The organism is Nitratireductor sp. OM-1, assembly GCF_003296175.1.
Lineage (GTDB): Bacteria > Pseudomonadota > Alphaproteobacteria > Rhizobiales > Rhizobiaceae > Nitratireductor > Nitratireductor aquimarinus.
Window position 1 is genome coordinate 2329443 of the sequence record NZ_CP029208.1, and the last position, 25332, is coordinate 2354774.

A 25332-nucleotide genomic window follows, 5' to 3' on the forward strand; every position below is an offset into this window, starting at 1 on the left:
ATGCGCACTTTGATTTTTCGTACGGTCGCGCCCTATCTCACGAGCCTGATGATCCTGTTCTCCGTGTTCGTGCTTCTGCGCGGGCACAATGAGCCGGGGGGCGGGTTCATCGGCGGTCTGATCGCGGCCTCTGCGTTTGCGATCTATGGCATTGCCTGTGGTGTTTCGCCGGTGCGGCGGGCGCTTTACTTCCACCCGATGGCGATTTCCGGTTTCGGACTTCTGGTCTCGGCGCTGGCTGGCTGGCTCTCCTACTTCTTCCAGGTGCCGTTCATGACGGGCCTGTGGACCAAGGTGAACTTTCTGGGCGTGCCGCTGGACCTGTCGACGGTCCTGTTCTTTGACATCGGCGTTTATCTGGTGGTGCTCGGCTCGATCACGTCAATCGCGCTGGCGCTTGAAGAAAGGGAGCATGGATAATGGAAGCCGCTCTTGCCTTTGTGGTCAGCGTGTTCTTTGCCGTTGCCATTTATCTCATGCTTTCAAAGCACATCATCCGCATCCTGCTGGGGGTCTCGATCTTCGGCAATGCGGTGAACCTGTCGATCTTCACGGCAGGGCGGCTCATGCGTGAGGTGCCGCCGATCATTCCCGAGGCTCTGCAGACGCCGGACTCCGCGATCGCCAACCCATTGCCACAGGCGCTGGTGCTGACGGCAATCGTGATCTCGTTCTCGCTGTTCGCGTTCCTCCTTGTGCTGGCGTTCCGCGCCTATCAGGAACTTGGAACGGACGATACGGACGGAATGCGCGTCGCCGAACCTGAGGGCGAGCCGCTGCCCCCGCTTGGATACTGAGACACTGATGGCCGCTGAATCGATAGACATTTCCGATGCAATGGTGATCCAGCCGACCACGCTGGGTGACTGGATGATTGTGGCGCCGGTTGGGGTGCCGATCCTTTTTGCCGCGATCCTGCTGATGGTGCGTCATGAGACGCGCCTGCATGCCGGTATCGCAATCACCGGCCTGCTTCTGACGCTGGCAGCCAATGCGGCGCTCTTGCTGCAGGTGCTCGCCGACGGGCCGCAGGTGATGACCATGGGGCGGTGGCTGCCGCCCTTCGGCATCTCCTTTGTCGCAGATGCGCTGGGCGCTTCGCTCGCCTTCGTGGCGACGCTGGTGGCAGCCGTGTGTGCGCTCTACGCCATGAAGGACATCGGGGCGACGGGACGCCGTTACGGCTTCTACCCGTTCGTGATGGCCCTGATGGCCGGTGTGGGCGGTTCGTTCCTGACGGGCGACATCTTCAACCTCTATGTGTGGTTCGAGGTGTTCCTGATCTCGTCCTTCGGTCTTCTGATCCTGGGCTCGACGGAACGCCAGCTCGACGGCGCGACCAAATATGCGATCCTGAACCTTGTGGGCACGACGCTGTTCCTGACGGCGACGGCCTATCTCTACGGCACGTTCGGTACGCTGAACATGGCGGACATTGCGCGCAGGGTCGACGCCGTGCGCGACACCGGGCCGCTGATGACGCTGGCGGTTCTCTATCTGCTCGCCTTCGGCATGAAGGCGGCGGCGTTTCCCGTCAATTTCTGGCTGCCGGCTTCCTATCACACGCCGCGCATCGTCACGGCGGCGCTGTTTGGTGGCGTTCTGACCAAGGTGGGCGTCTACGCGCTGCTGCGCGTGCTGGTGATGATGTTCCCGGTCGAGCGCGTGGAGCTTTCCGGCGTGATCGCCTGGGTGGCTGCCGGCACGATGGTGCTGGGCATTATGGGCGCGCTTGCCCAGTCGGATGTTCGCCGGGTTCTGGGTTTCGTGGTGATCTCGGGCGTGGGCGTGATGCTGGCCGGTCTGGCGCTGGGAACGGAAGAGGGGCTGACCGGTACGGTTCTCTATGCCTTCCATTCCATTCTGGCGATGACGGCGCTCTATCTGCTTGCGGGCGTGATGAAGGAGCTTGGCGGCAGCTATTCGCTGCATGAGCTGGGCGGTCTCTACCGCGCCTATCCGGCGATGGGCGCCTTCGCGCTGATCCTGATGCTTGCCGTGGCCGGCCTGCCGCCGGCATCCGGCCTGTGGCCGAAAATCCTGCTGGTGCAGGCATCGCTGGAATCCGGCCTGCCATGGCTCGCGCTGGCCATTCTCGCGACGGGTCTTCTGACCACGATTGCGCTTGGCCGCGTCTATATCCTGGCGATCTGGCGCAACCGGCCCGAAGGCGCGCCGAGCGGCGAGCCGAACGCACGGCCGGGGCTCGGCTATGTGTCGCTGGCTCTGCTTTGCATTCCGATCATCCTTCTTGGCGTGTATCCTGAGCCCTTCATTCGCATCGCAGAGACCGCTGCGGCAGGGCTTCTGGATCCGTCCGCCTATATCGGAGCGGTCTTTCCCGTGGAGGCAGCGCAATGAAACTGTCCCTGATCAACATTCTCCTGGCGCTGATCTGGACCGCAGTGAGCGGCTCGTTCACGCTGCCGAACTTCCTCTTCGGCTTTCTGCTTGGTGCGGCCACGCTCTATCTGATCCGCGAGCAGGTGGGCTCGCTCGGTTATTTCGAGCGCAGCATGCGGGTTCTCTCGCTGGCGCTTCTCTTCCTCTACGAGCTGGTGCTTTCAGCGTGGCGTGTAGCCATTCTCGTGCTGTCGCCCAAGATGGACATCAAGCCCGGCATTTTTGCCTATCCGCTCAAGGTGGATCGGGATTTCGAGATCACGCTTCTGGCGAACCTGATCACGCTGACGCCGGGCACGCTGTCCGTCGACGTGTCGGAAGACCGCCGTTTCCTCTACGTGCACGCCATCGACTGTTCCGACCCGGATGAACTGCGTCGCGACATCGCCGATGGTTTTGAACGAAAGATCATGGAGGCGTTTCGATGAGCGCCAGTCAAGAATTCCTCGACTTCGCCGAGTTTGTGGCGCTCGCCCTGCTCAGCCTGTCGTTTCTTCTCACGGTGGTGCGGGTGCTGATGGGGCCGAGCCTGCCCGACCGGGTTCTTGCTCTCGACATGCTGGTGACGATCGCCATCGGCTTCATCGCCGTCATCGGCATTCGCACGGGCTTCACGCTCTATCTCGACATCGCCATTGCGCTTGGCCTTGTCGGCTTCCTTGCGACGGTGGCGTTTGCGCGCTTCGTGCTCAGCCGCCGCTATGAGCAGGAGTTCGTGAAGCGCGATACGCTGGGCATTTACGGGGACAAGGACCAATGATGGGCGACGTGCTGAACATTCTCACCGGCGCGCTCATGATCATTGGCGCTGCCTTCACGCTGGTGGCGGCCATTGGCATTCTGCGCCTGCCTGACCTTTACACCCGCATGCATGCGGCGTCGAAGGCGGGCACGCTCGGCTCGGGCCTGTTGCTGATCGCCCTGGCGATCTTTGCGCAGGATCAGGCCATCGTCACGCGCGCGCTCGCCGCCGTGGTCTTCTTCCTGCTGACAGCGCCCATTTCCGCGCATCTCCTGGCCAAGGCCGCCTATGCGGCCGGCTACAAGCTCTGGGGTCGTTCGGTGCATGATGAGATGGCGAATGCGGGAGGGGATGCGACCACCCCTGACGCAGAGGCAAGAAGTGACAAAGAATAGTGGAATAATTTTCCGGTAAATCCTTTTTGAGGCATTGCCGGGATGGATTCTACTTATAGTGGTCTTTGAAAAGCCTGAAGCCGGCTTTTCCCGGGAAGTGCGGCTTCGGGGGCAGGTCCATACCCCACAAGGCATGGCTTCAATACTCAAATTTAATAAGGCGGGCTTAGATATAATTTTCCAGTAAGCTCAATTTTGTCTGATTTTTGGAATGAATTTGATTTTTTTGAGATGAGATAAACAATCTGCTTCTAGTGTCGCCTAGTATAAGGCTTAAAAAGTGAGTTGACCGAAAGCAGAAAAGTAATCATAAGATTGCTGCCTCATCGGGAGTCGGGCCAAGAAATGCCAAAAACATCTGGCTCCCTTTAGAGACTTCATGAGTGGCGACTTGAGGTGAGACCAATTTTAATGACGTTGGGGCAAGGTAACGAAATGAACGACGATTCTGTAAAGAACGACAACATGCTTATAGAGCTGACCGCGGACGTTGTTGCCGCGTATGTCAGCAACAATCCGGTTCCCGCATCTGAGCTTTCCAACCTGATCTCTGATGTGCACTCGGCTCTTGGCCGTGTCAGCGGAACGCCTGAGGCGCCGCCGGCCGAGAAGCAGAAGCCGGCCGTCAACCCCAAGCGCTCGGTGCATGAAGACTACATTATCTGTCTCGAAGACGGTAAGAAGTTCAAATCGCTGAAGCGCCACCTGATGACGCATTACGGCATGACGCCGGAGCAGTATCGGGAGAAATGGGGCCTTGACCCGAACTACCCGATGGTTGCGCCCAGCTACGCGGTTGCCCGCTCGAAGCTGGCCAAGCAGATGGGTTTAGGCCGCAAGCGCAAAGAGGCCTAGAGCTTCGGACCGAGAGGCGGCATCCGGTTTTCGGTTGTTCGGCTGCTCTATAAAAGTTTCGATCATCCTTTGTTGCCCGGGTGGGAGCAGGGTGATCCAGCGTAACGGCTACGCCGAGATTATACGCTTCAAGGTTCAGGCGTCGCTGCCACAGCGACGCCTGATTTGTTTCAGGGGGGGGGCGGCTTTTCCTGCCGCGCAAAATGCGACGCCTCTCATGCGCTTCCGGGAATTCGGGGGGCGGTGCGACCGCCCAGAGAGAATGCTGCGGGCGGATGTGTGTATTTTCTCCGTGCCGGGCATGGTGTTTCCGGCGCCAGGCGTTCCAGCGCCTGTTTCAGAGCGATGTGTCGGTTGAGATCATAGCTCCAGTGCCCACGCACGCCTTTCAGGCGCTCTCTTTCGATCAGACGCTTCAGGCGCTGAACGAGGGCTGTGCGTTCAGCGCCCGTTGTCTGTAGCGCTTTGGCAAGGTCGATGCCGCCAATGAGGAACAGTGCTGCCGTTTGCCGTGACAGTTCATGGCGTTTTCTCTTTTCTTCAAGGAACTCAAGGCGTTCTTGCTTCATCGCGGTCATGGTCGATCCCTGTCTTGATTTGGGGTGACTATGAGGGCGCGCGGCACGGGCGGGGATAAACCTGTGTTGGAAAAACGGTTCTCAGAATTTTTATGTCTGTATTTCAAGATCTTGATTGATCGATGGGAAATATCGTTCCCTCTTTGTTCGCTTTGGTGGTTGTGTAGGGTATAAGAATTTATTCCTCTTTTTTGGGAAGGGATAATGCCTGTGCTTTCAAATTCCACCAAACCGCCGCAAGACGCAGCCGAGCCGGAAGGAGTGTCCGGGGACACCGAGCGTCCGGCATTTGCGGGGCGCTTGAGCCCCGTCACCGAAGAGCGGTTGGGCGACGTCTGCGAATGCGTCATCGATATCCTCGCAGCGCTGTTCAATGTGAGCGGGCGCGAGCTGCGCGAGGCCCGTCGGTCATCCACCAGCGTGACGCGGGTGCGCCAGATCGGCATGTATGTCGCGCATGTTGTGCTTGGGTTGAACATGACCGAGGTCGGGCGTGGCTTCGGGCGTGACCGGACCACGGTTCAATATGCGTGCCATCTGATAGAGGACATGCGCGACGATGAAGAATTCGACCGGATCGTGCTGATGACGGAGCGGATCACCTCGGCTGCGTTTCGCAATATGGAGGTGCGCTGAGATGGCGGTGATGAAGGACGATGTGCGTCAGCGCCGTGAATTTCAGAGGGCGTTGCGGTTTCTGCAGAAAGGGCCCGCCTGGCTTCAGCGCGGGGCGAAGACGGGGGCGGTGCTTCTGGATGGCGGAGAGCGGGGAACGATCTCGATCGCGCGTGATGTGCTGGAAAGGCTGGGCCGTGATGATCTGGTCTCTCGTGATGGGGAACGGGTGAAGCTGACGCAGGCGGGAAGCGCACATGCGTGCAGGCTTGGCGCGCGTGAGGAACCTTTTCGCAGGCAGCACTGGGAGCTCGAACAGCGAAGCTTTGGCGAGGGGCTGGAGCGTGAAGTGGTGTCGGCGACATTGAGCGAATCGCCGCTCGCCCAGCTTGCCCGCCGGCGGGCCCGCAATGGCCAGCCATTTCTGAACCAGGCGGAGTTCGATGCGGGGGAAAGGCTGCGCGCAGACTATACGCGCGGGCAGATCATGCCGCGGATGAGCGCCAACTGGGTGGCGACGGTTTCGGCGGGCAGGAGGAGCGGTGGGGCAGGCGAGGGGGCCGACCTCACGGACGCGGCGCCCGCAGCGCGCCAGAGAGTGGACCGGGCGCTCAATGCGGTGGGGCCGGAACTTGCCGGCGTTCTCGTCGATATCTGCTGCTTCCTGAAAGGGCTCGAGCAGGTGGAGACGGAGCGCGGCTGGCCCGTGCGTTCAGCGAAGGTGGTGTTGAAGACGGCGCTTGGCGCGCTCGACCGCCATTATGCGCCACGGGACGCCCGGAGAGCGGCGGCGCAAAAGCCCATTCTTCACTGGGGCGTTGAGGATTATCGTCCGAAAATCGCCTGACGTGCGGCGGAACGATACACCAGCGCGGAGGCCCATGAGGGCCTTCGCATGTCAGTCTTGCGAGTCAGTCTTGCAAGAGATTTAGCCCGCTGCGGGAGCTACGGCTGCGGCCTCGTCCCGGATGCGCTGAACCATGGCGCGCAGGCCATTGGCGCGCTGCGGGGTGAGGTGCTCGTCGAGACCGAGCTTGCGCAACACGTCTTCGGCATTGATGGCGAGGATTTCGCTGGCGCGCTTCCCGGAAAAAAGCAGCATCATGATGGCCACCAGGCCGCGCACGATGTGGGCGTCGGAATCGCCCTTGAAGTTCAGGACCGGATCGTCGCCATCGGCGCGCTCGGTGTAAAGCCAGACCTGGCTGACGCAGCCGCGAACGCGATGCGCCTCATCCCGCGCGCTCTCCGGATAGGCCGAAAGGCCGTTGCCCAGATCGATGATGTAGCGATAGCGCTCTTCCCAGTCGTCCAGAAAGGCGAAGTCGTCGTAGAGGGTGTCAATCGTCGTGCTCATTGGGCCGGATATAGTGATTGTCCGGCCTGTCGTCACGCAAAACCTTTTTTAGGAAGAGCGCGCTTAGCGGTTCTCGGCGCTCTCGGGAATGCTGCCGGTGGTGATGGTGTCTTCGGGAGCGGCTGCCGCGTCGGGCGCTTCGCTGCCGCTTTCCTCGATCATTTCATAGGCCATGCGGGCGCTCTCACGGGCGCGGACGCCGATGGTCTGAAGGGCGGCGACGCCCGTGGCGCAGACTTCCGGTTTGCGCTCGCAGATGCCTGCCATGTCGCTGACCGCGTCACGGGCGGCGCTCAGAGCCTGAAGGGCGCCGATCTGCGGCGCCGCGCCATCGCCATCACTACCGGCGCCGCCAATCGGCACAAACAGCAGAACAAGCGAAAGCCAGAAGATTGCGCGAATAAGAAAGCCCATGACGTCCAGTCCCGTTTCCTGCCCCGTTTAGCTCAAGATCCAACTCAAGGGGGCGTCCCTTTCATTACCATTGCACGGTCCGGCCAAGGAGCTCTTGAGATTTTTGCTAAAATTGAAAGCAAATTTCTCACGCATTCGAAAATGATTGCCTTCGAGACAAGTCTGCATCAAAGCCTGTGAAACGCCTTAACCTTTGATTTACCATCCAAGCGCCTGTGCCGATTGAGGTGTCGGCGATGGTCAAAGGGCGAAAGCCTGTTTTTCTGAAGGGCGGGGAGCTGCGTATTTTGTTCAGCGGGCGTTAACCATGACGACATTCAGCCGGCTTTGTGGTGCGAGAAATCGGCGTTTTGCGGCCTGAGGCGGCCGTTTCACCGCTGCGCTTATCCTTTCCTTAAACGCTCGGTGCGAGTCTCCTCAGGAACAAGAACCCGCCGAACGGACCAAACAAGAGCGCGTCGAGTTGAGTTCACGAGTATCTCCATATCCGGAGTGGCTGGCAGCCGTTTCGGCAGCATTTGAAGGGCTGATCCATCCGAGTGTCGAGCAGGGGCCCGAACGCTCGCATCAGCTCAGGCTTGCTGCCGTTCTGTTTGCCGCTCCCTTTCTGTTTGCAGGCGCTGCGGCGCAGCTTCTTGGCGCGACGGTTGGCTTTGCCCAGACGCTGGCGCTGTCGAGCGCCGTGTTCGCCGCGAGCTGGCTGACGGCTGCCCTGCTTCTGGCGACCGGACGGCGCAGGCTCGTCGAAGCCGGCGCGCTTGTCATGGCTGTTCCGGCTGTTGCGGCGCTGATCGCGATTGCCGGCGGGGTTTCCTCGCCGATGACGCTGCTGGCCGGGGCGCTGGCCGCAGAATGCTACTGGATTGCCCGGACCCGTCGCGCGGCGATGACCGGCGCTTTCGCCGGTGCGGTCGCGGTGGCGCTCTCCTTCGGCGCAGGCACTCTTGGTTTTGGTGGTCTGCCTTCCGTGACGCCTTCGGCTGCACATTGGCTCGTGCCGCTCATCTATATTGCAACGCTTGGCCTTCGCTTCACCGTGAAAGAGCCGGCGCGTGCGGACGCGGATGCGGCTCCCGAAGCCTCCGGCATTGAAGAGCGCATGAGCGCAGTGCTGCTTCGCGTGAACCGTTCCGGCGATGTGATGCACGCATCCAGCCAGGCTGAAACTCTTCTGAACGTGCGTTCGGACATTCTTCTCGGCAATGGTTTCTTCCAGCGCATTCATGTGGCCGACCGCGTCGCCTATCTTTGCGCCGTCTCCGATATCAATGAAGGCGCCGAGGCGCGCACGATCAGCATGCGCCTGCGCATGCCGGTGGAACCGGGTGCACTGCGCGCACCCGGTTACCGCCAGTTCGGTGTCGAACTCCTGTCGGCAGCCGGCGAGGGCGGGGCCGTTGTCATTCTGCGCGATGAAGCCGGCATGGCCGAGCTGGAGCATGATCTGGCGAGCGCCCGCGAAGAGGCGCGTGTGGCGAAGGTAGAGAGCAAGCGTATGCTGGCTGCCGTCAGCCACGAACTGCGCACGCCGCTGAATGCCATTCTGGGCTTCTCCGACACACTTCTTTCGGAGATTTTCGGGCAGCTTTCCAACGAGAAGCAGCGCGAATATGTGCGGCTGATCAATGAGGCTGGCGGTCATCTTCTCTCGGTGGTGAACTCGACGCTGGAAATCTCCAAGCTTGAGGCCGGCATCTACACGCTTCATCCCGAGGCCTTCCGCTTCAGCGAAGTGGTGGACCCGAGTGTTGCCTTCGTTCAGGGGGATGCATCGGCGCGGTCCATCGACATCGAGGTCGCCATTGCCGACTCGGTTGGCGTGGTCTATTGCGACCGGCGCGCCGTGCAGCAGGTGCTGATCAATCTCCTGTCGAATGCGGTCAAATTCTCGCATGCGAACGGCAAGGTAAGCGTTTTGGCCGAGCGTTCAGGAAACCGGCTGGACTTCAGCGTTTCCGACAATGGCGTGGGCATTGCAGCTGCCGATCTGGAGCGGATTGGCGAGCCGTTTGCCCAGGTGCGCACCGACGAGACGCGGCATGTGGAAGGGACGGGCCTCGGCCTCGCACTGGCGAAAGGGCTTGTCGGCCTTCAGGGCGGTGGCATGACCATCGACAGCGCGCCCGGCGAGGGCACGCGGGTGAGCATTTCCCTGCCGGTCGGCGTCGGCGAGGACAAGGATCAGAATACCGGTAACGGCAAACCGGCGATTGACGATGAGTGGAGCGATGAAGAATACCGCAAGACGGCCTGAACCGGAGGTCACCTTTGGAACCCTGCTGCGCGCCGGTGCGGCCGGTGCAGGGATGGCCATCGCCCGCAACCCGATTGCGGTTGGCGGGGCGACGGCCTTCGCCGTGGCGTTTTCCTTCGTTTCTGCAAATGCGCTCTGGTATCAGCCGCATTTCCACGCCGGTGCGCTGATCTCGACGCGCGAACCCGTCTTCGTTGAAACGACACCTGCGCCGACCTTCCCGGCTGCGGTGGAGGACGTGCCGAGCCAGGCGCCGCGCCAGATCGCACCTGACCGGGACACGACCGGTGCGATACCGGTGCAGCGGCCCGACGTTCTTCAGGGCGGCGATCCGGTCGTGCGCAAGGTGCAGAAGGTTCTGGAAGACCTCGGCCTCTATCACGGCACGATTGACGGTCTGCAGGGCGCGGCCACCCGCACGGCAATCGGCAATTATCGGCGCATCGTGGGGCTGGATTCCAATCCGGTCGTCGATGAGGCGCTGCTGCGCCAGTTGGGGCTCTCGAACGCCACGGCTGCAACGGAGCAGGCTCCGGGCACGCCCTCGGTGGTGCAAACCCCGACAGTCGTACCAATCCCGACGCCCCGGCCCGCCTATCAGCCGCAGGCAGCGCAAGCGCAGCCCGCGATGGCCACAAGGCCGCAGACGGCGAGCGTTCCGGTTCCCGCCGCCGAAGTGCCGCAGCCGCGCGTGCAGACCGCAGCGCTGGAAGCGGTTGAGGCCGATCCCACCATCATGCGGGTTCAGGCGGGTCTGAAAGCCTTCGGCAATGATGCGATCACGGTGGATGGCATTCTCGGCCAGGACACGCAGACCGCGATCCGGGAATTCCAGAGCCTGTTTGGCCTGCCGGTCACCGGTCGCCCTGATGATACTTTCCTCGCCAAGATGCGGGAAGTCGGCCTGACCAATTGACGGGTCAGACCGGCCCTTGCACAGGGCCGGTGCGCGTGAGATTACCCCTGCCATCTGTTTTGCACGGCTGAAACTGCGGCGAGGAGGCCGATGCGCATATGCGTTTGACCAGCGATTTCTGGGTCTCTGCCCTGACCAAGAGACTGTTTGCAGAGGGCGGTTTTGCAACCGTTCTGCAAAAGGGCGCGCGCGAAGCCGGCACAATCTACATACTGTTACGCAACAGGCTTGGCGAGCAGGCGCTTTATGGGCCGGCGGCCCAGGCCGTTTATGACGAGGCGCGCCCCAATGAGCGCCGGTTTGCGCTGATCGTGCAGAATGACGAGGAGGCGATCGAAAAGCGCCTCGAACGCGAGCGTCGGTTCGATCCGGATTTCTGGCTTGTGGAGATCGAGGTCATGAACCTCGATGAGGCGGAGCGCTATTTCGAGATTGCCACCGGCTGATCGGCATGGCCCGGCGCGCTGGTGCCGTCCCGCCAGCTCTGCAGCCTGTGCCGTGCATTGTCGGCAGACAGGGCGCGGTAACGCTCCAGGAAAAAGCCGATGGCGCTGCGCTGTGAGAACAGTTTTGGAAACACGGCTGCGGTCAGGAGGAACGCCTCCGCATCCTCAAAGCCGAGCGCCTTCAGGACGATGATCAGTTCGCCATAGGTGGGAAAACCCGTGATCTCGCGGGCGGCATCTGAAGAAATTCCCAGAAGCTCTGTGAGCGCGGCTTCGAAGGCTCCATTTTCGCTGGAGAAGACGGCTTCGCGGAGTATCGCACCGGCAGTCTCAAGCGTCGGCAAGGGCCTGTCGATGCGCTGGCGGGCAGCCGGAGCCTGTGTGTTGGCTGCGCTCATGATGAGGCGCAGGCGATCGCGGACATCAGCCTCGCTGGCGCTTCCGGCGGACGGTGCGGTCTGCTCATCATCATGCGCCTGCGCCGACAATGCGCGCACGAGTGCGGCAATGGCCGGGTTGAGGTGCGCGCGACGGCCGATGACCCGCGCGTGGGGCTGCCCGTGCCGCGCGATCAGGCCGATGAGATCGACATCCGAAAGGGCGGGCGAGCGGACCAGAAGGGGCGCGCAGATTTCCGCCGGCTCGTCGGTCAGCCTGCGCAGGAGCCCGGGGGGCGGCGTTGCGAAATCGGACAGGACCGCAGCGGCGTAGCGGCGGGTCTCTGCGGCGATCAGCGGATAGAGCGGCAGGGCGAGGTCGTCCAGTTGCGCAATCTCGCGTCTGGTCGGTCGCGTCAGCGACACGAAAGCGGATATGGCAGCACGGAACAGGCGCTCCGGTCTATGCGCTTCCCCGCCCGAAGCCAGTTGCCTGAATACAGCGGATGACACGCAGACCTAAACCTCCAGAAACACGAATGGTTACATGAAACGCCATCGGGCGGACGCGCCAATGCCCGATGCCTGGTTAGAATTACACGAATTCCCTTAGCAAGCTGTTAACCGGTTTCTTTAGAGTTCCGTTCAGAAACGGATTGTCAGGGGTAACGAAACCTTAACCATGTGCTGCCTTACTCAGTAACGGAGGCGTTGCGTACCACTCCGTCACAGAAAGGGACGCGATGTCATGGCAACGATATTGAGCTTCGTACCAGCAGCAAAAAAGAGTTCGGCAAATGTGCCGAGGCAGCGCCGTTCGGACGCCGCGATCATCATCTTTCCCGGCGTGCGCTATGAGCAGCATCCGGATATGGGGCCGGAGGATGACAGCGGTGGCAACCAGCCGAAAAGCGTCGGCCGGCGTGTGACGAAACGCTAGGGCATTTCCGCTTTTCGTCGAATCGCAAAAACGCTTTCATTCATTGTTCTTGTGCAATTCCGGACGGAAAACCGGCTCCCACTTTTCCTGGAATTGCTCTGGCCAAACAGGCGGACCGGAGAGCGGGCCTGAGCGCGCGCGTGAACTCAAAGTGCCGAGCAGCGCAGTTCCTGAAAGAAACGCTCGATTGTGGCGCGCCAGCTCTTGTCTGGCTGAAAGACCCGCACGACAACTATGCCTTCGTCCAGATCGGTCTGGGCAATGAGTGAGGTGCTCACCATCTCAGGCATTTCCTTGCGCAACTCCAGAAGTTGCGGTGCGTTCATGATCAGCGCATCGAGTTTTCCATTCTCGGCGCCGCGGTCGTTTACATTGAAAACATTGATTCCGTCGCGGTCGTAGACCGAGAAAGACCAGAAGGGCACGCGGGTTTCTGCACTGAGCCAGGTCATGCCGTTTTCGAGATCGAACCGGCAGGCAGCCTCCTCAAGAAATGGATTCTGCTTCTCTGCGAGCAGCGCGTTGGCATCGTCCTTGCCGAGGCGCGTGAATGTGTAAAGGTCGTGCTTTGCGGCGAGCGCGGACCACATGTCCCGTTCCGAATAGGCGGGTAGCAGAAACAGGATGGCGAGATGGACGGCGGCTGCGCCGAAGAGGCCGAGAAGGACAAGGTGCGCAAATCTAAGCATCGCAGCCCGTCCGCATGATGACCGGAAGCCGGGTTTCGCCAACGCTGGACTCGGTAAACAGCGGGGTGTCGACCAGCGTCAGAACGATGCGCATGGGGCCGGGGCCCGTGGTGGCGATCCAGTTGTCCGGATGGGCATGTGGCGAAACCATGATGCGCAGGGGGGTGTTTCGCCGCCAGACCAGGGACTGTGAGTGGAGTGCGGATGCAAACCGCGCCGGCGCGGGCAGGGGGCGACGTTCAAGATCCGTCAGGTGCAGGGTGAAAAACCGGGTGGGCGGCATGTCGCCACGGATCATATAGCTGCATTCGCGCAGAAGCGGACGGCGCAGACTGTCCTGAGTGGCGGTGATTACGATGCCTTCTGCGTTTCCGAGCGTAAGGGTTCCCAAGCGAGCGCTGCGCGCACGTGCATAGGGATCGGCGTCGCTGGTGCCTTCATTGGGAAATGTAACCCAGGGACCGATTTCACGCGAACCGATCGTGCGGGTGGATTCCAGCGCAAGCCATGCCGTGCCGACACCGCCGCCAAGGGCGATGAGCAGAACCACTGCCACCTGGAAAACAGACTTCAGCATGTGATGCCCGACAAAAAACGGAGGGCCCCGGATAGCCTGATTTCAACCGCAGGTTCAAGAGGTTTGAAGTGTGCCGGGCCGGGCATTACAGGGCGGTGACTGTTTCAAGAGCGCTTTGGTTTTTGAGGCTCGGAGCTTTTTTGAAGTCCCCGGCCAGCTCCCTGAGGAAACGGGATGTGCGCGATGAAAGAGCGAGTGGCAGGTCTTCGCGCTTGCGGCTGGCGCCCTCCGCGCCTTCGCTGGCGACCAGCTCTTCGCCTGTTTCGATACGCATGGGGCCTTCGATGCCGGGCAGCGACTTGATCTCCACATTCTGGTGGGCGAAGGCCATCATGCGCTGCCAGACCATGGCGGGCAGGGAGCCGCCAGTCATGCGGCGCGTGGGGTGAAAATCGTCATTGCCGAGCCAGACTGCGGCGACATAATTGCCCGTATAGCCCACATACCAGCCATCCCGATAGGACTGGGTGGTGCCGGTCTTGCCGGCTGAGCGCGTCATGGGAAGCGCGGCGCGGCGACCCGTGCCCTGTTCGGGCACAAGGATGAGCATCTGGTTCATGGACGCCGCTGCCTTTTCGGACAGAACCCGGCGCGGCGGTGAGGCATCGCGGCCATGGTCGTAGAGCAGCCGGGCCGAATGAGTCGATAATTGCGAGATGCCAAACCGGGTGTCGGCGTAGCCGCCATTGGCGAAAACGGAATAGCCGGTGGCCTGATCGAGCGTGGTCATGCCGGAGGTGCCGAGCACCATGGTCTTGTGACCGTTGAGCGGGGATTCGATGCCAAATGACTTGATCAGCGCGATGATCGGGTCGATGCCCAGATGATCGCGCGCCAGGCGAACCGGCACCGTGTTGTAGGATTTGATGAGGGCGCGCGTAAGGGTGACGCGGCCGGCATAGCTGCGCCCGTAATTGCGGGGTGACCAGCTGCCCCATGAGATGGGGCCGTCTGAAATGAGGGAATCGGGCTCGAACCCGTTTTCCATCGCGACGGCGTAAACATAGGGCTTGAAGGACGAGCCGGTCTGGCGCTCAGCCTTGGTGGCGCGGTTGAACTGGCTTGCGCCATAGTCGCGTCCGCCGACGATGGCGCGCACGGCTCCGTTCGTGTCCATGAGCGTGATGGCGCCTTCGGAGACATCGTAATCCTTGCCGTACTGGCGCAGATGGAATTCCAGCGATTCCTCGGCCGCCTTCTGCAGATCCGGGTCAAGCGTGGTGCGGGCGACGAGCGAATGGGTTGTGCCATTGGGAATGACGCGTTTGACCTCCTCGAACGCCCAGTCGAGGAAGTAATCGGGGGCTTCCGCGCCATCGCGGTCGACGGCAGTGGCCGGCTGCAAGCGGGCCGACAGGACCTGCCCTTCGCTCATGAAACCGGCCTGCACCATATTGGTGAGCACTTCATTGGCGCGCGCACGGGCAGCCGGCAGGTTGACATGCGGTGCGTAGCGGGCCGGAGCCTTGAAGAGGCCGGCAATCATGGCGGCCTCGGCGAGGCTCATATCCTTGACCTGTTTGTCGAAATAGAAATCAGCCGCTGCTGAAATGCCGAATGTGCCGCCTCCGAGATAGGAGCGGTCGAGATAGTATTGCAGGATTTCCGACTTGGAGAGGTTCATCTCCAGCCAGACGGACAGGAAAGCTTCCTTGACCTTGCGTTCCAGCGTGCGCTCATTGGTCAGAAACAGGTTCTTGGCAAGCTGCTGTGTGAGCGTGGAGCCGCCCTGAACGACGGAATTGGCGCGGACATTTTCGGTGAAGGCGCGGGCAAGCCCCAGGAAGTCGATGCCGAAATGCTCGAAGAAGCGGCGATCCTCGGTGGCGAGAATGGCCTTGATGACGTGATCGGGCATTTCGTCGACAGGCACGGAATCGAGCTGGATGATGCCGCGCTGTCCGATTTCGTTGCCGTAGCGGTCCAGAAAGGTGACGGCGTAATCGTCCTGGGCGCGCCAGTCTCCGGCGGTCTCCTCGAAGGCCGGCAAGGCGAGCCCCAGCATGACGACAGAGCCGACGGCGGCGAGGGTGACGCCTTCGCTAAACAGTTCCACCGTTGCGCGTTTGAAACCGTAAACGCGAAAGCGACGGGAGAAGATTGTTATGCTTTCCCAGATTTCGGCGAGCTTGAACCCCGCCTCGTAGAGCGTTGAATCGATCCATGCATCGAGCGCCAGAAGTCTGGTCGCCCGGGGAGCCTTCGTCTGCCGTTTTTCGCGCGGCTTATTCACCCAACCTCCGTCCGGCCATTTGCGGCCAACCCGATCACATCCGCGCCATTGGATTATGTGCCGAGAATGGTCCTGCAGTGTGACGCATTTATGATATCCACCCTAGCGCGAATTTGTGTAAATTTCGCCGAATTTCAACGTTTTCTGCAAGTGAAATCCGGCATGATGGCTAACGCCGGGGCAGGCTATGTCAAAATATAGGAAAAAATTCTTGACACCGTAACGGCCCGCTGATAGGTTTCAGGCATGGTCGCAAAGTTGCGGCATCGGGGCGGGTCTTCTGGCGAAGGCGCGCCTTTTTTGTTTCCGAAAATGGATGGCGATCTCATGAGGGTCTCTTGGGCATGACGGTTTCGGCCGATCTGATGGCCCTGCGCGCGCTTTGTGAAGGCGCGCCGGCCTCGTTTGAGCTCTTGGCGCTGGCCAGTGGCCGCTCGGAGAGACTGTTGCGCAAGCGCGCGCAGACGGAAGGGTGGAAGACGCGGGATGGCGTCCAGCCCCGCGCCTGCGGGAACCGGGCAGAGGTTCTGACGGGGCTGATCTTCACGGAGCTCGAGCGGACGATTGAGCGCGGCGTGCGCGATGACGCCTATGACAAGGCGCGGATCGATGCGCTGGGCTCGATGCTCAAGATGGTTGAGAAGATGAGTGAGAACGCCGCCGGTGAGCAGGATGCGGATACAGAGCAAGCTCCAAGCGATGAAGACATGGCCGCCGCACTCGAACGCATCGACGAACGCATCCGCGGTCTTGCCGAAAAACTGGCGGGAGGGCTGGGCGCGGGCGAACCTTCAAAAGCGGTTGGCGCTGGCGATTGAGCGGGAATGGCTGGGCTCGGCGCGGCTTGCGCAATATCCGCTTGGCGCGATTTTCGACAGCTGGCTGGTGATGGGCGGGCGCGGCGCGGGCAAGACCCGGCTGGGGGCTGAATGGGTCAATGCGCTGGTGCGCGGTCTGCCGCCCTTTTCCGGCGGGCGGCGCTATGGGCGGCTGGCGTTGATCGGTGAGACGCTGACCGATGCGCGCGAGGTGATGGTGGAGGGGCCATCGGGTGTGCTGGTCTATGCGCCGAAAGAGGGCGGGAGCCTTTCCGACGACCAGTTCGACCGGCTGAATGTGGAGCTGGAGCAGGGCTATGCGGGCGCCGCGCGCGCCGGACGACCGCTGCTTCTGGAAGGCGGGCTCGACTGGAGGGCGATGAGCCTTTCGCCGCGCGACATGGACTTCATGGCGGCGAAGAATGGGGCTGCCCGCGACATCGCGCTGGCGCTCGGCGTGCCGCCCATGCTGCTTGGCATTCCCGGGGACAACACCTATGCCAATTATCAGGAGGCGAACCGGGCCTTTTACCGTCTGACCGTGCTGCCGCTTGTGGGGCGGGTGGCGAAGGAGTTCTCCGCCTGGCTCCAGCCGGTGTTCGGCGCTGGCGTGCGGCTCTGGTACGACGCGGACGGCATCGAGGGGCTGGCCGCCGAGCGCGAGGCGCTGTGGAGCCGGGTGGGCGCAGCCGACTTCCTGAGCGACGAGGAAAAACGCCGGGCCGTGGGCTATGGCCCGCGTGGCGAGTGAGGCGAACTCAGAAGCAAACGGCAGCAAACCAATCTACGAACTCCATGAGATGAACGAGGTGTTTGAGCATGCCGTGGACATTCTGAAGGAGGCGTCGGCACAAGATGTCGATCATCGATTGGTGATGGCCATCGTCTACATGGAGACCACGCATGGGTACTATGATCGGCTGCACCCTCGGCCCAAGACGGTTTTGCCGATGAATGTCCATGTGTCATATTGGTCGGGCTTTGGCTGGAGTCGGGAAGATCTACAGGTTCCGGCGACCAATATTCGAGCCGGAGTGACTTTGCTGAAGCGTATATCAGAGCGGGTGAAAGAGCCTACGGTTGCAAAGGTAGCAACGCTGTACAACAATCTTTCAGCAGAGCAGGTTTCAGGTTATGGGGCTCGTGTTCAGAAAATCTATGAAGAAGAACCGTGGTGGGATTTGTAGGAATATTTCTTTTGGGAAAATTTTAATATTTTCCCTTATTATATCGGTTTTTATATCTATTTATATTGTTTATATAGCACTAGATCATAATCCTCAGTCTTCATATTGTGCTTCATACGAAGGTTTTGATTGTAGGTTTGGGGCTGGTTTTATTTTTATTTTTGATTTGGTGTCGAAATCGGATTTTATAGAGTGGGGGAATTTATTTTTATTGGCCTTGTCATGGTTCTTTGCCTCGTTGTTAATTTTATTCATCGTTAGTTCTATGGTTTTGTGCCTCGTGCGGTATTTTCTCCGGCACACGTAGGGCAATGCCTTGATTGCCTCCCTTACGGGGACCGCAGAACAAGGCCGGGAGAAAGACAGTGTCTGTTCCAGACGCTTTTACTCGCATGGCGCGCCATATGCATGCCGATGTGGAGCTTGTCGTTCGATCTGATGACGAGTTGCCAGCCTATCTCGCTCGGTCCTTGACCGCGCAAGAAAAGGAAATTGCATCCGGTTTTATCGAACGGTTGCTGGCGGACGGGCTGAACGATGAGGATTTGGTGAAAATCTGGTCAGAAACGGGCTCTGATTGCTACCTTCGCAAAGGGTATGCGGAGCTTTTTTATCGGGAGCTCCTTGAGGCACTGCGTGCCGGGTAGATTGGCGATGACGAGGTGAGTGATGGAAGTTCCCGAGGTTTTTGCCGCCTGGCTGAAGGGATGAAACTCGCAATGGAACTTTCCGGCGATGATCGGGAGGCGCTGTGGAGCCGGGTGGGCGGCGCGGATCGACAAGCGCTACGTCCACCATACACGGTGAAATACTTCATTTCGAAGCTGTTGCTCGACAGGCGCGTGATCGATTTCAGGAGCTCACCCGTGGGGCGGTTCCCCATGTTAATCCTCTCTGGGGACGCAGGTGGTTGCTGAAAGAGCTCTTTCGAAACGGGTACAGATTTGAGCGCAATGCCAAAAGTGGAGATGGTGTGATCTACCGCAACCCGGATACCGGCAGTGAGGCGGAACTGTATCGATATCCGGCGAAGGCTGTCGCCAAGCGTGAGCACCGGGAGCGCCTGCTTTGCTTTGAAAGAAGACTGCTTTAGCGCCTGTTTGATGATCTCGGCGACAGGCTCACCATGAGCGGCGCCTGGCGTTTGGAGGCCGGGTAGGCGGCCGGGCATTTGAGCCCGGACATTTGAACAAGATCCCGAACGAGGATTTTCTGATGACCGACATGACCCATGCGGGCTGGATATGGCTCGCAAAGGGGGCTGGCGCTGTGGCCGGCTCCGCGATTTCGCTTGCCTATATCCTGCCGAGCCACCGGCGTGATGCGGCGATCCGCTTCGCGGTTGGCGTGGCGTGCGGGATGGTTTTCGGCGGGGCGACAGGCTTGAAACTCACCGAGATCCTGGAACTGACGGAGCGGCTGGGAGCGGCGGAAACCATGCTGATGGGCGCGGCGGTGGCAAGCCTCTGCGCGTGGAGCGCCATCGGTCTGGCGCTGCGTTATCTCCATGCGCGCCCGGTCGGGGCGCTGCCGCAGGAGAGGCATGATCGTCTTCGCGAACAGAAAGGACGCTAGAGCATCTTTGATGAACACAGAGTCGATTTGGGAATTCACGCGGACGGCCTTGTCGGGTTCACTGCTGTGGGTGGTTTGGGAGGAGGTGAAGATGACAAGAAGCCTGAGCGGCGACCTTCGCGGTCGGGTGGTTGCGCCGATCGAGGGCAGGGTTTCGACTCGAGAGGCGGCACGGCGCTTCAGCATCGGAATCTCGACGGCGGGGAGGGGTATCGTCGCTATCGCGAGACCGGCGAGACCGAGGCGCGCAAGCAGGGCCAGCCGTCTCATTCGAAGCTCGATGCGCACGAGGCCTTCATTCTGGGGCTCATCGAGGAGGTGCCGGACATCACCCTTGCTGAGATCCGGGAGCGCCTTGCGGCCGAACGCGGCGTAGAGGCTGCGACCTCGACGGCGTGGCTGTTTCTCGACCGGCGCGGTATCACGTATAAAAAAGACGGCGCATGCCTCAGAGCAGCAGCGCGCGGACATTCTTCGCCGCCGCATAGTCTGGTTCGATAGTCAGCTTGATCTCAATCCCTAGAAGCTGATCATCATCGATGAGACCGCGGCATCCACCAAGATGGCCAGACTGCGAGGGCGCGAGCCTTGCGGCGAGCGATGCCGAGCGGCCGTTCCCATGGCCATTGGAAGACGACCACCTTCACCGCCGGCCTGCGACTGCCCGGCATGGCGGCGCCGGTGCTGCTCGGCGGTCCGGTGAACGGTGCAGCCTTCCTGGCCTATGCTGAGCAGGTTCTCGCGCCAGAGCTTCGCTCCGGCGATGTCGTGGTCATGGACAATTTGCCGGCCCACAAGGTCAGCGATGCGCGCGAGGCCATGGAGAAGGTCGGAGCGCGGCTCCTGTTCCGGTCGCCCTACTCGCCCGACTTCAATCCGATAGAAATGGCCTTCTCCAAGCTCAAGGCACTGCTCAGAAAGGCCGCCGCCAGAACAGTCCACGACGGGTCCGTCGTTGCAGACTGCCTACCCGCCTTCACAGCCGAGGAATTCCAACACTATTTCGAGGCAGCCGGATATGACCCGGATTAAGTCAAATCTCCTCTAGACGATGCACGCAAAGAGCGTGCCGATACCCGACGAGCACAAATATGCCGGGCTTAACATCGAAACGATGTAGGCGGACGGAACCTTTTCGGGCTACGCGAGCCTGTTCGGGCGGGTCGATCTTGGCCGCGACGCGGTGGTGCGCAGTGTTTCCTCAGCGGCAGCCGAGTGGGTTTATGAGGCGGCGCAGAGGGCTGCCGATTTTCCGGGTGCTGCGGGGCCGATCCATTTCACCGTGCGCCAGGTCAGCGCTCAGGCCGGACCGGGAAACCCGGCCAGCATTGCAGTGACCGTTTGACCATTCAACAAGGGAAGGAAGACGATGATCAGAAGCAAACCATGGTACCTCTCGCGCACCATCTGGGCGTCTGTGGTCACGATTGCGGCGACGGCGGCGAGTGTGCTCGGCTATCCGGTCGGCGAGATCGACAGTTCGGCCGTGTCTGAAGGGCTGTTGCAGGCCATCACTGCCATTTCTGGGCTGGTCGCCATTTTCGGCAGGGTTCATGCCCGCAGCACGATTGCCTAGAAAGAGTTGCGAAGGCGGGCAATGACCCGCCTTCGCAAACCCAGCGCCCCGTAAAATAACACAGCCGTTCATTTCCTATTCAGGCTGTATGGGCTACACCGGATGCATGTTCTGGCATCGTGCAAATAAACCCTTCTTGCTGGTCGCTCTGGCGCTTTTGCCGGTGCTGATCTGGCCGTCCGCAGCCGCCGCCCAGTCGGGCGTCGATTGCTACTCCGTCGGTTCACGGGTTGCGGCCCAGAATGGCGGGCAACTGGTTCAGGCAACAGCCGAAGACCAGGGTGGAAAGACCGTCTGCAGGGTGGTCGTGGTCATTCCCGGTGGTAACGGGGAACGCCCGAAACGCGCCGAGTTCGTGGTGCCGGCCAATTGATGCCGCGCGCCCGGGCGAGGCGTTTGCCCGTGCGTGGCCATTGAATGACGTGAAACAGGACAAGTCGAGGGGCTGATGCGCATTCTGGTTGTCGAAGACGACAAGGACCTTAACCGGCAGATCTGCGAAGCACTGACCGATGCCGGCTATGTGGTCGACAAGGCGTTCGATGGCGAGGAAGGGCATTTCCTCGGAGACACCGAGCCCTATGATGCGGTGGTTCTTGATATCGGATTGCCGCAGATGGACGGCATCAGCGTTCTGGAGCGCTGGCGTCAGGACGAGCGCAAGATGCCGGTCCTGATCCTGACGGCGCGTGACCGCTGGAGCGACAAGGTTGCCGGTATCGACGCGGGTGCTGACGATTATGTCACCAAGCCATTTCACATTGAGGAAGTCCTCGCGCGGCTGCGCGCGCTGATCCGGCGCGCGGCGGGTCATGCATCGTCTGAACTGCGCTGTGGTCCGGTCCGCCTTGATACGAAAGCCTCGAAGGCGGATGTGGGGGGCGTTCCGCTGAAGCTGACGTCGCATGAGTACCGGCTGCTGGCCTATCTCATGCACCACAAGGACACGGTGGTTTCGCGCACGGAACTGGTCGAGCATCTGTACGACCAGGATTTCGACAGGGATTCCAATACGATCGAAGTGTTTGTCGGACGGTTGCGCAAGAAGCTTGGCAATGTGGATCTGATCGAAACCGTGCGTGGCATGGGATATCGTCTGCGCGAGCCGGGGGCCGGTTAGGCCGCCCCGATGGCTGACCATAACAAGCAATCCTATCTGAGGCGCATCCTGTCCCGCTCGCTTGCGGTGCGGGTGATCGCGTTTTCCTCTTTCTGGGCAATCATAGCGCTGGTGGTGATCGCCACCATCATCTCGGCGCTGTTCCGACAGGTCTCGGAACGGGGGTTTGACAGCGTTCTGTCAGCCTATCTGAACAATGTGATCGGTTCTGTCGGCGTGGCCGAGGATGGCGGGTTGCAGGGCAATCCGAACCTCGATGATCTACGCTTTCTGCAGCCGCAGTCGGGCTGGTACTGGGCAGTTGAGCCGGTGACGGATGATCTGGGGCGGGCACTGCGCTCGCCGTCCATGGCGACGCCGATCCCTTCGCCAGACGCGTCCAGGGTGCCGTTCAATGCGGGCTTTCAACGCAATTACAAGGCGACCGGCCCCGGTGGCGACACGATCCAGGTGGTTGAGGCCGAGCTGGTGGTGGGCGATCAGGGGCAGGTTGCGCGCTTTCGCGTGATGGGCAACCGCAGCGAGCTGGAAGACGAAATCAGCCGCTTCATTCGCACGCTCTATGGCTATCTCGCGCTTTTCGGCGTTGGCATGGTGGCGATCAATGTCTTCGCCATTCTTTACGGTCTGCGCCCGTTGAACCGCGTGCAGCAGGCGCTTTCCGACATCAGGGCGGGAACGGCGCAGCGGCTGGCCGGGCCATTCCCCACGGAGATCGAGGCGCTTGCGGATGAGACCAATGCGCTGATCGACAACAACAGACGCATTGTCGAACGTTCACGCAAACAGGTGGGCAATCTGGCGCATTCGCTGAAGACGCCGCTTGCCGTGCTTATGAATGAAGGCGATGCGGTGGGCGGCGAGCGCGGCAAGCTGATCACCGCACAGGCCAAGGCGCTGCAACAGCAGCTTGACCACTATCTCCAGCGTGCGCGTGCTGCAGCACAGCGCGACAGCCTTGTGTTTCGGACACCGGTGCAGGCTTCTCTGGAGCGGATGGCGCGGGTGATGAGCAAGCTCAATCCGTCCATTGATCTGCAGGTGGAACTGCCCGACGAGGTGCTGGTCTTTGCCGGCGAGCGGGAGGACCTGGAGGAGATCAACGGCAATCTGATGGAAAATGCGATGAAGTGGGCCGCAGGCCAGGTCGCGCTGACCCTTGAAGAATGGGGCGAGCCGGGCGAGGGGCGGGGCCTGCGCATCGTGATCGAAGATGACGGGCCCGGAATTCCCGAAGAGCAGGCGCGCGACGCAGTAAAACGCGGTCGCCGGCTCGATGAAACCAAGCCGGGAACAGGGCTGGGCCTTGCGATTGTTGCCGACCTGGTGGAAGAATACGGAGGCACGCTTGCGCTGGAGCGGTCTGTTCTTGGTGGGCTGAAAGCTGTCGTTACGCTGCCACGGGCCGAAGCATAGAATTGCTTGTTAAGGAAGATCGTCCAAATTAGGCCAAATCGATGCCCTAATCAGGGGCTCGTAAACGATGAGTGTGTCTCAGGGGATCATCGAGATCAATGAAACTCGCGCCAATCTTCGCTGTAGCGTTCTCCGCAGTTTTGTCGGGCTGCCTCAGCAGCAACATGTCCGGCTCGCAGCTTGAGCCCAATCAGTTCGCGGCGACGCAGACGCCTGCGGACAGCTCTGCCATTCTTGGCATGGAGGGCGGCGGGCTCGTCGGCGGTGAACTTGGTGACGCCCTGTCGCGACGGCAGAAGCGGCTTGCCATCGAGGCCGAGTACAAGGCGCTTGAAAATACGCCTGCCGGTCAGGATGTCTCGTGGCAGGATGCCTCGTCCGGACGGGCGGGAACAGTGCGCCCGGCGCAGCCTTACCGCGTCGGTTCGCAGGACTGCCGGCAGTATACCCATGTCATTCAGGTCAATGGCGGGCCGCGCGAGGCGCGCGGAACTGCTTGCCGCAACGAGGATGGCAGCTGGATGTTGCTCGGCTAACACATTGACAAGACAGCGCAAATGGCCTGACTGACCGGTTGTGCCGGTTTCTGAACGTCTGGCATTTTAGGCGTGTGTGCGAGATGTTTGCACAGCGCAACCGTGACTTGCCAAATGGCCGCAGGCGTATCGAGTTGGCAGCGGGTTTGCCGACCGCTATTTAGGGCTCATGTTGTTCTGGATCCTTGCAGCCTTTTTGACCTTCGTCGCCGCTTTCGCCGTATTGCGGCCCTTTGCCGTGCGCAACGGGCAGGCAGACGATGCCCCCGCTCATGATATCGAGGTCTATCGAGACCAGCTCGATGAAGTCGAGCGCGATGCCGAGCGCGGTCTCATCGGACCGCAGGAGGCCGAGCAGGCGCGTGCCGAAATCGGCCGGCGCATCCTCAAGGCATCCGAAGCGGCCGACAGCCAGGCCGGCAAGCGAAACGCCAGTCGACGCGTGACGCAGCTGACGGCTGCGATTGCGGTTCTGGCCGTACCGCTCGTCAGTTGGGGGCTCTACGTGTTTACCGGCTCGCCCAACATGCCGGCGCAGCCCTTTCATGCGCGTGCAACCGAAGAGCCAGCCAATGCCCCGATTGATGAGCTGGTGGCGCGGGCGGAAGCCCATCTGGCCGAAAACCCCGACGATGCGCGCGGCTGGCAGGTTCTGGCTCCGGTCTATATGCGGATCGGCCGCTTCGGCGATGCACAGACCGCGTTGCGCAATATCATGCGCATATCCGGCGACAGTGCAGAGATGCAGTCTGCGCTGGGCGAGGCGATTGTCGGCGGCGCACAGGGCATGGTGACGGCGGAGGCCGAAGAGGCCTTCAATGCCGCCATTGCGCTTGACCCGAAGGAGCCGAGGGCGCGTTTCTTCCTCGGACTGGCGCTGGCGCAGGATGGCGAAACCGAAGATGCCCAGGCGATGTGGCGTGAGATGCTGGCTGACCTGCCGGGAGAATCGCCGTGGCGCGTGGCGGCGCGGCAGGCGCTGCTGAGCTCGGGTGACACATCGGTGGCAGCCGCAGAAACCGCGCCAACGGGTCCAAGCGATGAGGATGTGGCTGCGGCAGCCGAACTCTCCCAGGCTGATCGTCAGGACATGATCGAAGGCATGGTTGCGAGCCTCGACGCCAAGCTGCAGGAAAACCCGGATGACATGGATGGATGGCAGCGTCTCATTCGTTCATACATCGTGCTGAAGCGTCCGGACGACGCAAAGGCCGCCCTGGAGCGAGCTGTGGCAGCCCTTGGGGCCGATGCGCCCGAGAGCCAGGAATTGAAAGCCTTCGCCGATAGTCTCGGCATCAAAAGCGAGTAGGTGT

33 protein-coding genes and 1 pseudogene are annotated in these 25332 nt (G+C 61.1%); 27 read left to right on the plus strand and 7 right to left on the minus strand.

The window, feature by feature from the left end:
* The 7 genes from DEJ54_RS10925 (at window position 1) to DEJ54_RS10955 (ending at window position 4395) form a co-directional block, all read left to right on the plus strand.
* Window positions 1–420: a Na+/H+ antiporter subunit B gene (locus tag DEJ54_RS10925; protein WP_113154592.1), complete on the plus strand. Its 420-nt coding sequence runs from the start codon at window positions 1–3 to the stop codon at window positions 418–420.
* Window positions 420–797: a Na+/H+ antiporter subunit C gene (locus DEJ54_RS10930; RefSeq protein ID WP_113154593.1), complete on the plus strand. Its 378-nt coding sequence runs from the start codon at window positions 420–422 to the stop codon at window positions 795–797. The genes DEJ54_RS10925 and DEJ54_RS10930 overlap by 1 nt, the downstream gene beginning before the upstream one ends.
* A 7-nt stretch (window positions 798–804) precedes the next feature.
* Window positions 805–2361, plus strand: coding sequence for a Na+/H+ antiporter subunit D (locus tag DEJ54_RS10935; RefSeq protein ID WP_113154594.1), 1557 nt, complete (start codon window positions 805–807; stop codon window positions 2359–2361).
* A complete protein-coding gene (locus DEJ54_RS10940) occupies window positions 2358–2831 on the plus strand; it encodes a Na+/H+ antiporter subunit E (RefSeq protein WP_113154595.1) in 474 nt (157 codons plus the stop codon). The genes DEJ54_RS10935 and DEJ54_RS10940 overlap by 4 nt, the downstream gene beginning before the upstream one ends.
* The gene (locus DEJ54_RS10945) at window positions 2828–3163 is read left to right on the plus strand and encodes a cation:proton antiporter (protein WP_113154596.1); all 336 of its coding nucleotides are present in this window, start codon (window positions 2828–2830) and stop codon (window positions 3161–3163) included. The genes DEJ54_RS10940 and DEJ54_RS10945 overlap by 4 nt, the downstream gene beginning before the upstream one ends.
* The gene (mnhG, locus tag DEJ54_RS10950; RefSeq protein WP_113156224.1) at window positions 3163–3540 is read left to right on the plus strand and encodes a monovalent cation/H(+) antiporter subunit G; all 378 of its coding nucleotides are present in this window, start codon (window positions 3163–3165) and stop codon (window positions 3538–3540) included. Before DEJ54_RS10945 ends, mnhG begins: the two co-directional genes overlap by 1 nt.
* A 435-nt stretch (window positions 3541–3975) precedes the next feature.
* Window positions 3976–4395 (plus strand): MucR family transcriptional regulator, encoded by a 420-nt coding sequence (locus tag DEJ54_RS10955; RefSeq protein ID WP_113154597.1) that lies wholly within the window; start codon window positions 3976–3978, stop codon window positions 4393–4395.
* Between the two features lie 215 nt (window positions 4396–4610).
* Here DEJ54_RS10955 and DEJ54_RS10960 read toward each other — a convergent pair whose 3' ends face one another.
* The gene (locus DEJ54_RS10960; protein WP_245447500.1) at window positions 4611–4973 is read right to left on the minus strand and encodes a cytoplasmic protein; all 363 of its coding nucleotides are present in this window, start codon (window positions 4971–4973) and stop codon (window positions 4611–4613) included.
* Between the two features lie 201 nt (window positions 4974–5174).
* Between DEJ54_RS10960 and DEJ54_RS10965 the strand changes: the two genes are divergently transcribed.
* The gene (locus DEJ54_RS10965) at window positions 5175–5609 is read left to right on the plus strand and encodes a helix-turn-helix domain-containing protein (RefSeq protein ID WP_371685976.1); all 435 of its coding nucleotides are present in this window, start codon (window positions 5175–5177) and stop codon (window positions 5607–5609) included.
* Between the two features lies 1 nt (window position 5610).
* Window positions 5611–6435, plus strand: a complete 825-nt coding sequence (locus DEJ54_RS10970) for a DUF6456 domain-containing protein (protein WP_113154598.1) — start codon at window positions 5611–5613, stop codon at window positions 6433–6435.
* Window positions 6436–6516: 81 nt separating this feature from the next.
* Here the strand turns inward: DEJ54_RS10970 and DEJ54_RS10975 are convergent, their stop codons facing one another.
* Both DEJ54_RS10975 and DEJ54_RS10980 read right to left on the minus strand, forming a co-directional pair.
* Window positions 6517–6945, minus strand: coding sequence for a SufE family protein (locus tag DEJ54_RS10975; protein WP_113154599.1), 429 nt, complete (start codon window positions 6943–6945; stop codon window positions 6517–6519).
* Window positions 6946–7008: 63 nt separating this feature from the next.
* Window positions 7009–7359 carry a DUF5330 domain-containing protein gene (locus DEJ54_RS10980; protein ID WP_113154600.1) on the minus strand — a complete coding sequence of 117 codons (351 nt, stop codon included), beginning with the start codon at window positions 7357–7359 and terminating at the stop codon, window positions 7009–7011.
* A gap of 463 nt (window positions 7360–7822) precedes the next feature.
* Between DEJ54_RS10980 and DEJ54_RS10985 the strand changes: the two genes are divergently transcribed.
* The 3 genes from DEJ54_RS10985 to DEJ54_RS10995 all read left to right on the plus strand — a co-directional run bounded on the left by DEJ54_RS10985 (window position 7823) and on the right by DEJ54_RS10995 (window position 10975).
* Window positions 7823–9613 (plus strand): PAS domain-containing sensor histidine kinase, encoded by a 1791-nt coding sequence (locus DEJ54_RS10985; protein ID WP_245447504.1) that lies wholly within the window; start codon window positions 7823–7825, stop codon window positions 9611–9613.
* Entirely contained in the window at window positions 9588–10529 is a 942-nt protein-coding gene (locus tag DEJ54_RS10990) for a peptidoglycan-binding domain-containing protein (protein WP_113154601.1), read from the plus strand. The genes DEJ54_RS10985 and DEJ54_RS10990 overlap by 26 nt, the downstream gene beginning before the upstream one ends.
* Window positions 10530–10627: 98 nt before the next feature.
* Window positions 10628–10975, plus strand: a complete 348-nt coding sequence (locus DEJ54_RS10995) for a DUF1491 family protein (protein ID WP_113154602.1) — start codon at window positions 10628–10630, stop codon at window positions 10973–10975.
* Here DEJ54_RS10995 and DEJ54_RS11000 read toward each other — a convergent pair.
* Window positions 10951–11865 (minus strand): hypothetical protein, encoded by a 915-nt coding sequence (locus DEJ54_RS11000; RefSeq protein ID WP_113154603.1) that lies wholly within the window; start codon window positions 11863–11865, stop codon window positions 10951–10953. The genes DEJ54_RS10995 and DEJ54_RS11000 overlap by 25 nt on opposite strands.
* A 235-nt stretch (window positions 11866–12100) precedes the next feature.
* Here DEJ54_RS11000 and DEJ54_RS23165 point away from each other — a divergent pair, with 235 nt between their 5' ends.
* Window positions 12101–12292, plus strand: a complete 192-nt coding sequence (locus DEJ54_RS23165; protein ID WP_162742256.1) for a hypothetical protein — start codon at window positions 12101–12103, stop codon at window positions 12290–12292.
* Between the two features lie 146 nt (window positions 12293–12438).
* On the opposite strand, the gene DEJ54_RS11005 is transcribed toward DEJ54_RS23165, so the two are convergent.
* From DEJ54_RS11005 to DEJ54_RS11015, 3 genes are all read right to left on the minus strand, one after another.
* A complete protein-coding gene (locus tag DEJ54_RS11005; RefSeq protein ID WP_113154604.1) occupies window positions 12439–12981 on the minus strand; it encodes a DUF1254 domain-containing protein in 543 nt (180 codons plus the stop codon).
* The gene (locus tag DEJ54_RS11010) at window positions 12974–13558 is read right to left on the minus strand and encodes a DUF1214 domain-containing protein (RefSeq protein WP_113154605.1); all 585 of its coding nucleotides are present in this window, start codon (window positions 13556–13558) and stop codon (window positions 12974–12976) included. The genes DEJ54_RS11005 and DEJ54_RS11010 overlap by 8 nt, the downstream gene beginning before the upstream one ends.
* An 85-nt stretch (window positions 13559–13643) precedes the next feature.
* A complete protein-coding gene (locus DEJ54_RS11015; RefSeq protein ID WP_113154606.1) occupies window positions 13644–15791 on the minus strand; it encodes a transglycosylase domain-containing protein in 2148 nt (715 codons plus the stop codon).
* A 344-nt stretch (window positions 15792–16135) separates the two neighbouring features.
* Between DEJ54_RS11015 and DEJ54_RS11020 the strand changes: the two genes are divergently transcribed.
* The 14 genes and pseudogenes from DEJ54_RS11020 to ccmI all read left to right on the plus strand — a co-directional run bounded on the left by DEJ54_RS11020 (window position 16136) and on the right by ccmI (window position 25328).
* Complete coding sequence (locus DEJ54_RS11020; protein ID WP_245447505.1) at window positions 16136–16609, plus strand: hypothetical protein; 474 nt, start codon at window positions 16136–16138, stop codon at window positions 16607–16609.
* A gap of 226 nt (window positions 16610–16835) precedes the next feature.
* A pseudogene (locus DEJ54_RS11025) lies at window positions 16836–17360 on the plus strand (phage portal protein); the annotation flags it as partial.
* Window positions 17341–17796 carry a hypothetical protein gene (locus DEJ54_RS11030; protein ID WP_113154608.1) on the plus strand — a complete coding sequence of 152 codons (456 nt, stop codon included), beginning with the start codon at window positions 17341–17343 and terminating at the stop codon, window positions 17794–17796. The pseudogene DEJ54_RS11025 and the gene DEJ54_RS11030, both read left to right, overlap by 20 nt.
* Before the next feature lie 365 nt (window positions 17797–18161).
* Window positions 18162–18443: a hypothetical protein gene (locus DEJ54_RS11035; RefSeq protein ID WP_162742257.1), complete on the plus strand. Its 282-nt coding sequence runs from the start codon at window positions 18162–18164 to the stop codon at window positions 18441–18443.
* 568 nt (window positions 18444–19011) lie between these two features.
* The gene (locus DEJ54_RS11045) at window positions 19012–19371 is read left to right on the plus strand and encodes a DUF6107 family protein (RefSeq protein WP_113156227.1); all 360 of its coding nucleotides are present in this window, start codon (window positions 19012–19014) and stop codon (window positions 19369–19371) included.
* Window positions 19372–19398: 27 nt separating this feature from the next.
* Entirely contained in the window at window positions 19399–19872 is a 474-nt protein-coding gene (locus tag DEJ54_RS23720; RefSeq protein ID WP_343234507.1) for a hypothetical protein, read from the plus strand.
* Window positions 19873–19971: 99 nt separating this feature from the next.
* Window positions 19972–20403 (plus strand): transposase, encoded by a 432-nt coding sequence (locus tag DEJ54_RS23725; RefSeq protein WP_343225746.1) that lies wholly within the window; start codon window positions 19972–19974, stop codon window positions 20401–20403.
* Between the two features lie 154 nt (window positions 20404–20557).
* The gene (locus DEJ54_RS23360) at window positions 20558–20716 is read left to right on the plus strand and encodes a hypothetical protein (RefSeq protein ID WP_204360913.1); all 159 of its coding nucleotides are present in this window, start codon (window positions 20558–20560) and stop codon (window positions 20714–20716) included.
* Window positions 20717–20740: 24 nt separating this feature from the next.
* Window positions 20741–20947 (plus strand): hypothetical protein, encoded by a 207-nt coding sequence (locus tag DEJ54_RS11060; RefSeq protein ID WP_113154611.1) that lies wholly within the window; start codon window positions 20741–20743, stop codon window positions 20945–20947.
* Between the two features lie 106 nt (window positions 20948–21053).
* Complete coding sequence (locus tag DEJ54_RS11065) at window positions 21054–21320, plus strand: hypothetical protein (RefSeq protein ID WP_113156228.1); 267 nt, start codon at window positions 21054–21056, stop codon at window positions 21318–21320.
* Between the two features lie 75 nt (window positions 21321–21395).
* Window positions 21396–22067 (plus strand): response regulator transcription factor, encoded by a 672-nt coding sequence (locus tag DEJ54_RS11070; protein ID WP_113154612.1) that lies wholly within the window; start codon window positions 21396–21398, stop codon window positions 22065–22067.
* A 9-nt stretch (window positions 22068–22076) separates the two neighbouring features.
* A complete protein-coding gene (locus DEJ54_RS11075) occupies window positions 22077–23483 on the plus strand; it encodes a sensor histidine kinase (protein WP_113154613.1) in 1407 nt (468 codons plus the stop codon).
* Between the two features lie 98 nt (window positions 23484–23581).
* The gene (locus tag DEJ54_RS11080; RefSeq protein ID WP_204360793.1) at window positions 23582–24019 is read left to right on the plus strand and encodes an RT0821/Lpp0805 family surface protein; all 438 of its coding nucleotides are present in this window, start codon (window positions 23582–23584) and stop codon (window positions 24017–24019) included.
* Between the two features lie 169 nt (window positions 24020–24188).
* On the plus strand, window positions 24189–25328 hold the full coding sequence (gene ccmI, locus DEJ54_RS11085) for a c-type cytochrome biogenesis protein CcmI (protein WP_113154615.1): 1140 nt from the start codon (window positions 24189–24191) through the stop codon (window positions 25326–25328).
* Window positions 25329–25332 lie beyond the last annotated feature (4 nt).

What these genes read in the sequence shown, in the direction of transcription:
- mnhG (WP_113156224.1), top strand. Translation starts at nt 3,163, where the DNA reads ATGGGCGACGTGCTGAACATTCTCACCGGCGCGCTCATGATCATTGGC.
- DEJ54_RS10980 (WP_113154600.1), bottom strand. Translation starts at nt 7,359, where the DNA reads ATGGGCTTTCTTATTCGCGCAATCTTCTGGCTTTCGCTTGTTCTGCTG.
- DEJ54_RS10975 (WP_113154599.1), bottom strand. Translation starts at nt 6,945, where the DNA reads ATGAGCACGACGATTGACACCCTCTACGACGACTTCGCCTTTCTGGAC.
- DEJ54_RS10945 (WP_113154596.1), top strand. Translation starts at nt 2,828, where the DNA reads ATGAGCGCCAGTCAAGAATTCCTCGACTTCGCCGAGTTTGTGGCGCTC.
- DEJ54_RS10970 (WP_113154598.1), top strand. Translation starts at nt 5,611, where the DNA reads ATGGCGGTGATGAAGGACGATGTGCGTCAGCGCCGTGAATTTCAGAGG.
- DEJ54_RS11005 (WP_113154604.1), bottom strand. Translation starts at nt 12,981, where the DNA reads ATGCTTAGATTTGCGCACCTTGTCCTTCTCGGCCTCTTCGGCGCAGCC.
- DEJ54_RS23165 (WP_162742256.1), top strand. Translation starts at nt 12,101, where the DNA reads ATGGCAACGATATTGAGCTTCGTACCAGCAGCAAAAAAGAGTTCGGCA.
- DEJ54_RS23725 (WP_343225746.1), top strand. Translation starts at nt 19,972, where the DNA reads ATGCCGAGCGGCCGTTCCCATGGCCATTGGAAGACGACCACCTTCACC.
- DEJ54_RS10995 (WP_113154602.1), top strand. Translation starts at nt 10,628, where the DNA reads ATGCGTTTGACCAGCGATTTCTGGGTCTCTGCCCTGACCAAGAGACTG.
- DEJ54_RS11020 (WP_245447505.1), top strand. Translation starts at nt 16,136, where the DNA reads ATGACGGTTTCGGCCGATCTGATGGCCCTGCGCGCGCTTTGTGAAGGC.
- ccmI (WP_113154615.1), top strand. Translation starts at nt 24,189, where the DNA reads ATGTTGTTCTGGATCCTTGCAGCCTTTTTGACCTTCGTCGCCGCTTTC.
- DEJ54_RS11010 (WP_113154605.1), bottom strand. Translation starts at nt 13,558, where the DNA reads ATGCTGAAGTCTGTTTTCCAGGTGGCAGTGGTTCTGCTCATCGCCCTT.
- DEJ54_RS10940 (WP_113154595.1), top strand. Translation starts at nt 2,358, where the DNA reads ATGAAACTGTCCCTGATCAACATTCTCCTGGCGCTGATCTGGACCGCA.
- DEJ54_RS11075 (WP_113154613.1), top strand. Translation starts at nt 22,077, where the DNA reads ATGGCTGACCATAACAAGCAATCCTATCTGAGGCGCATCCTGTCCCGC.
- DEJ54_RS11065 (WP_113156228.1), top strand. Translation starts at nt 21,054, where the DNA reads ATGTTCTGGCATCGTGCAAATAAACCCTTCTTGCTGGTCGCTCTGGCG.
- DEJ54_RS10935 (WP_113154594.1), top strand. Translation starts at nt 805, where the DNA reads ATGGCCGCTGAATCGATAGACATTTCCGATGCAATGGTGATCCAGCCG.
- DEJ54_RS10990 (WP_113154601.1), top strand. Translation starts at nt 9,588, where the DNA reads ATGAAGAATACCGCAAGACGGCCTGAACCGGAGGTCACCTTTGGAACC.
- DEJ54_RS11045 (WP_113156227.1), top strand. Translation starts at nt 19,012, where the DNA reads ATGACCGACATGACCCATGCGGGCTGGATATGGCTCGCAAAGGGGGCT.
- DEJ54_RS11030 (WP_113154608.1), top strand. Translation starts at nt 17,341, where the DNA reads ATGGCCCGCGTGGCGAGTGAGGCGAACTCAGAAGCAAACGGCAGCAAA.
- DEJ54_RS11080 (WP_204360793.1), top strand. Translation starts at nt 23,582, where the DNA reads ATGAAACTCGCGCCAATCTTCGCTGTAGCGTTCTCCGCAGTTTTGTCG.
- DEJ54_RS10925 (WP_113154592.1), top strand. Translation starts at nt 1, where the DNA reads ATGCGCACTTTGATTTTTCGTACGGTCGCGCCCTATCTCACGAGCCTG.
- DEJ54_RS10930 (WP_113154593.1), top strand. Translation starts at nt 420, where the DNA reads ATGGAAGCCGCTCTTGCCTTTGTGGTCAGCGTGTTCTTTGCCGTTGCC.
- DEJ54_RS10955 (WP_113154597.1), top strand. Translation starts at nt 3,976, where the DNA reads ATGAACGACGATTCTGTAAAGAACGACAACATGCTTATAGAGCTGACC.
- DEJ54_RS10960 (WP_245447500.1), bottom strand. Translation starts at nt 4,973, where the DNA reads ATGACCGCGATGAAGCAAGAACGCCTTGAGTTCCTTGAAGAAAAGAGA.
- DEJ54_RS11070 (WP_113154612.1), top strand. Translation starts at nt 21,396, where the DNA reads ATGCGCATTCTGGTTGTCGAAGACGACAAGGACCTTAACCGGCAGATC.
- DEJ54_RS11060 (WP_113154611.1), top strand. Translation starts at nt 20,741, where the DNA reads ATGATCAGAAGCAAACCATGGTACCTCTCGCGCACCATCTGGGCGTCT.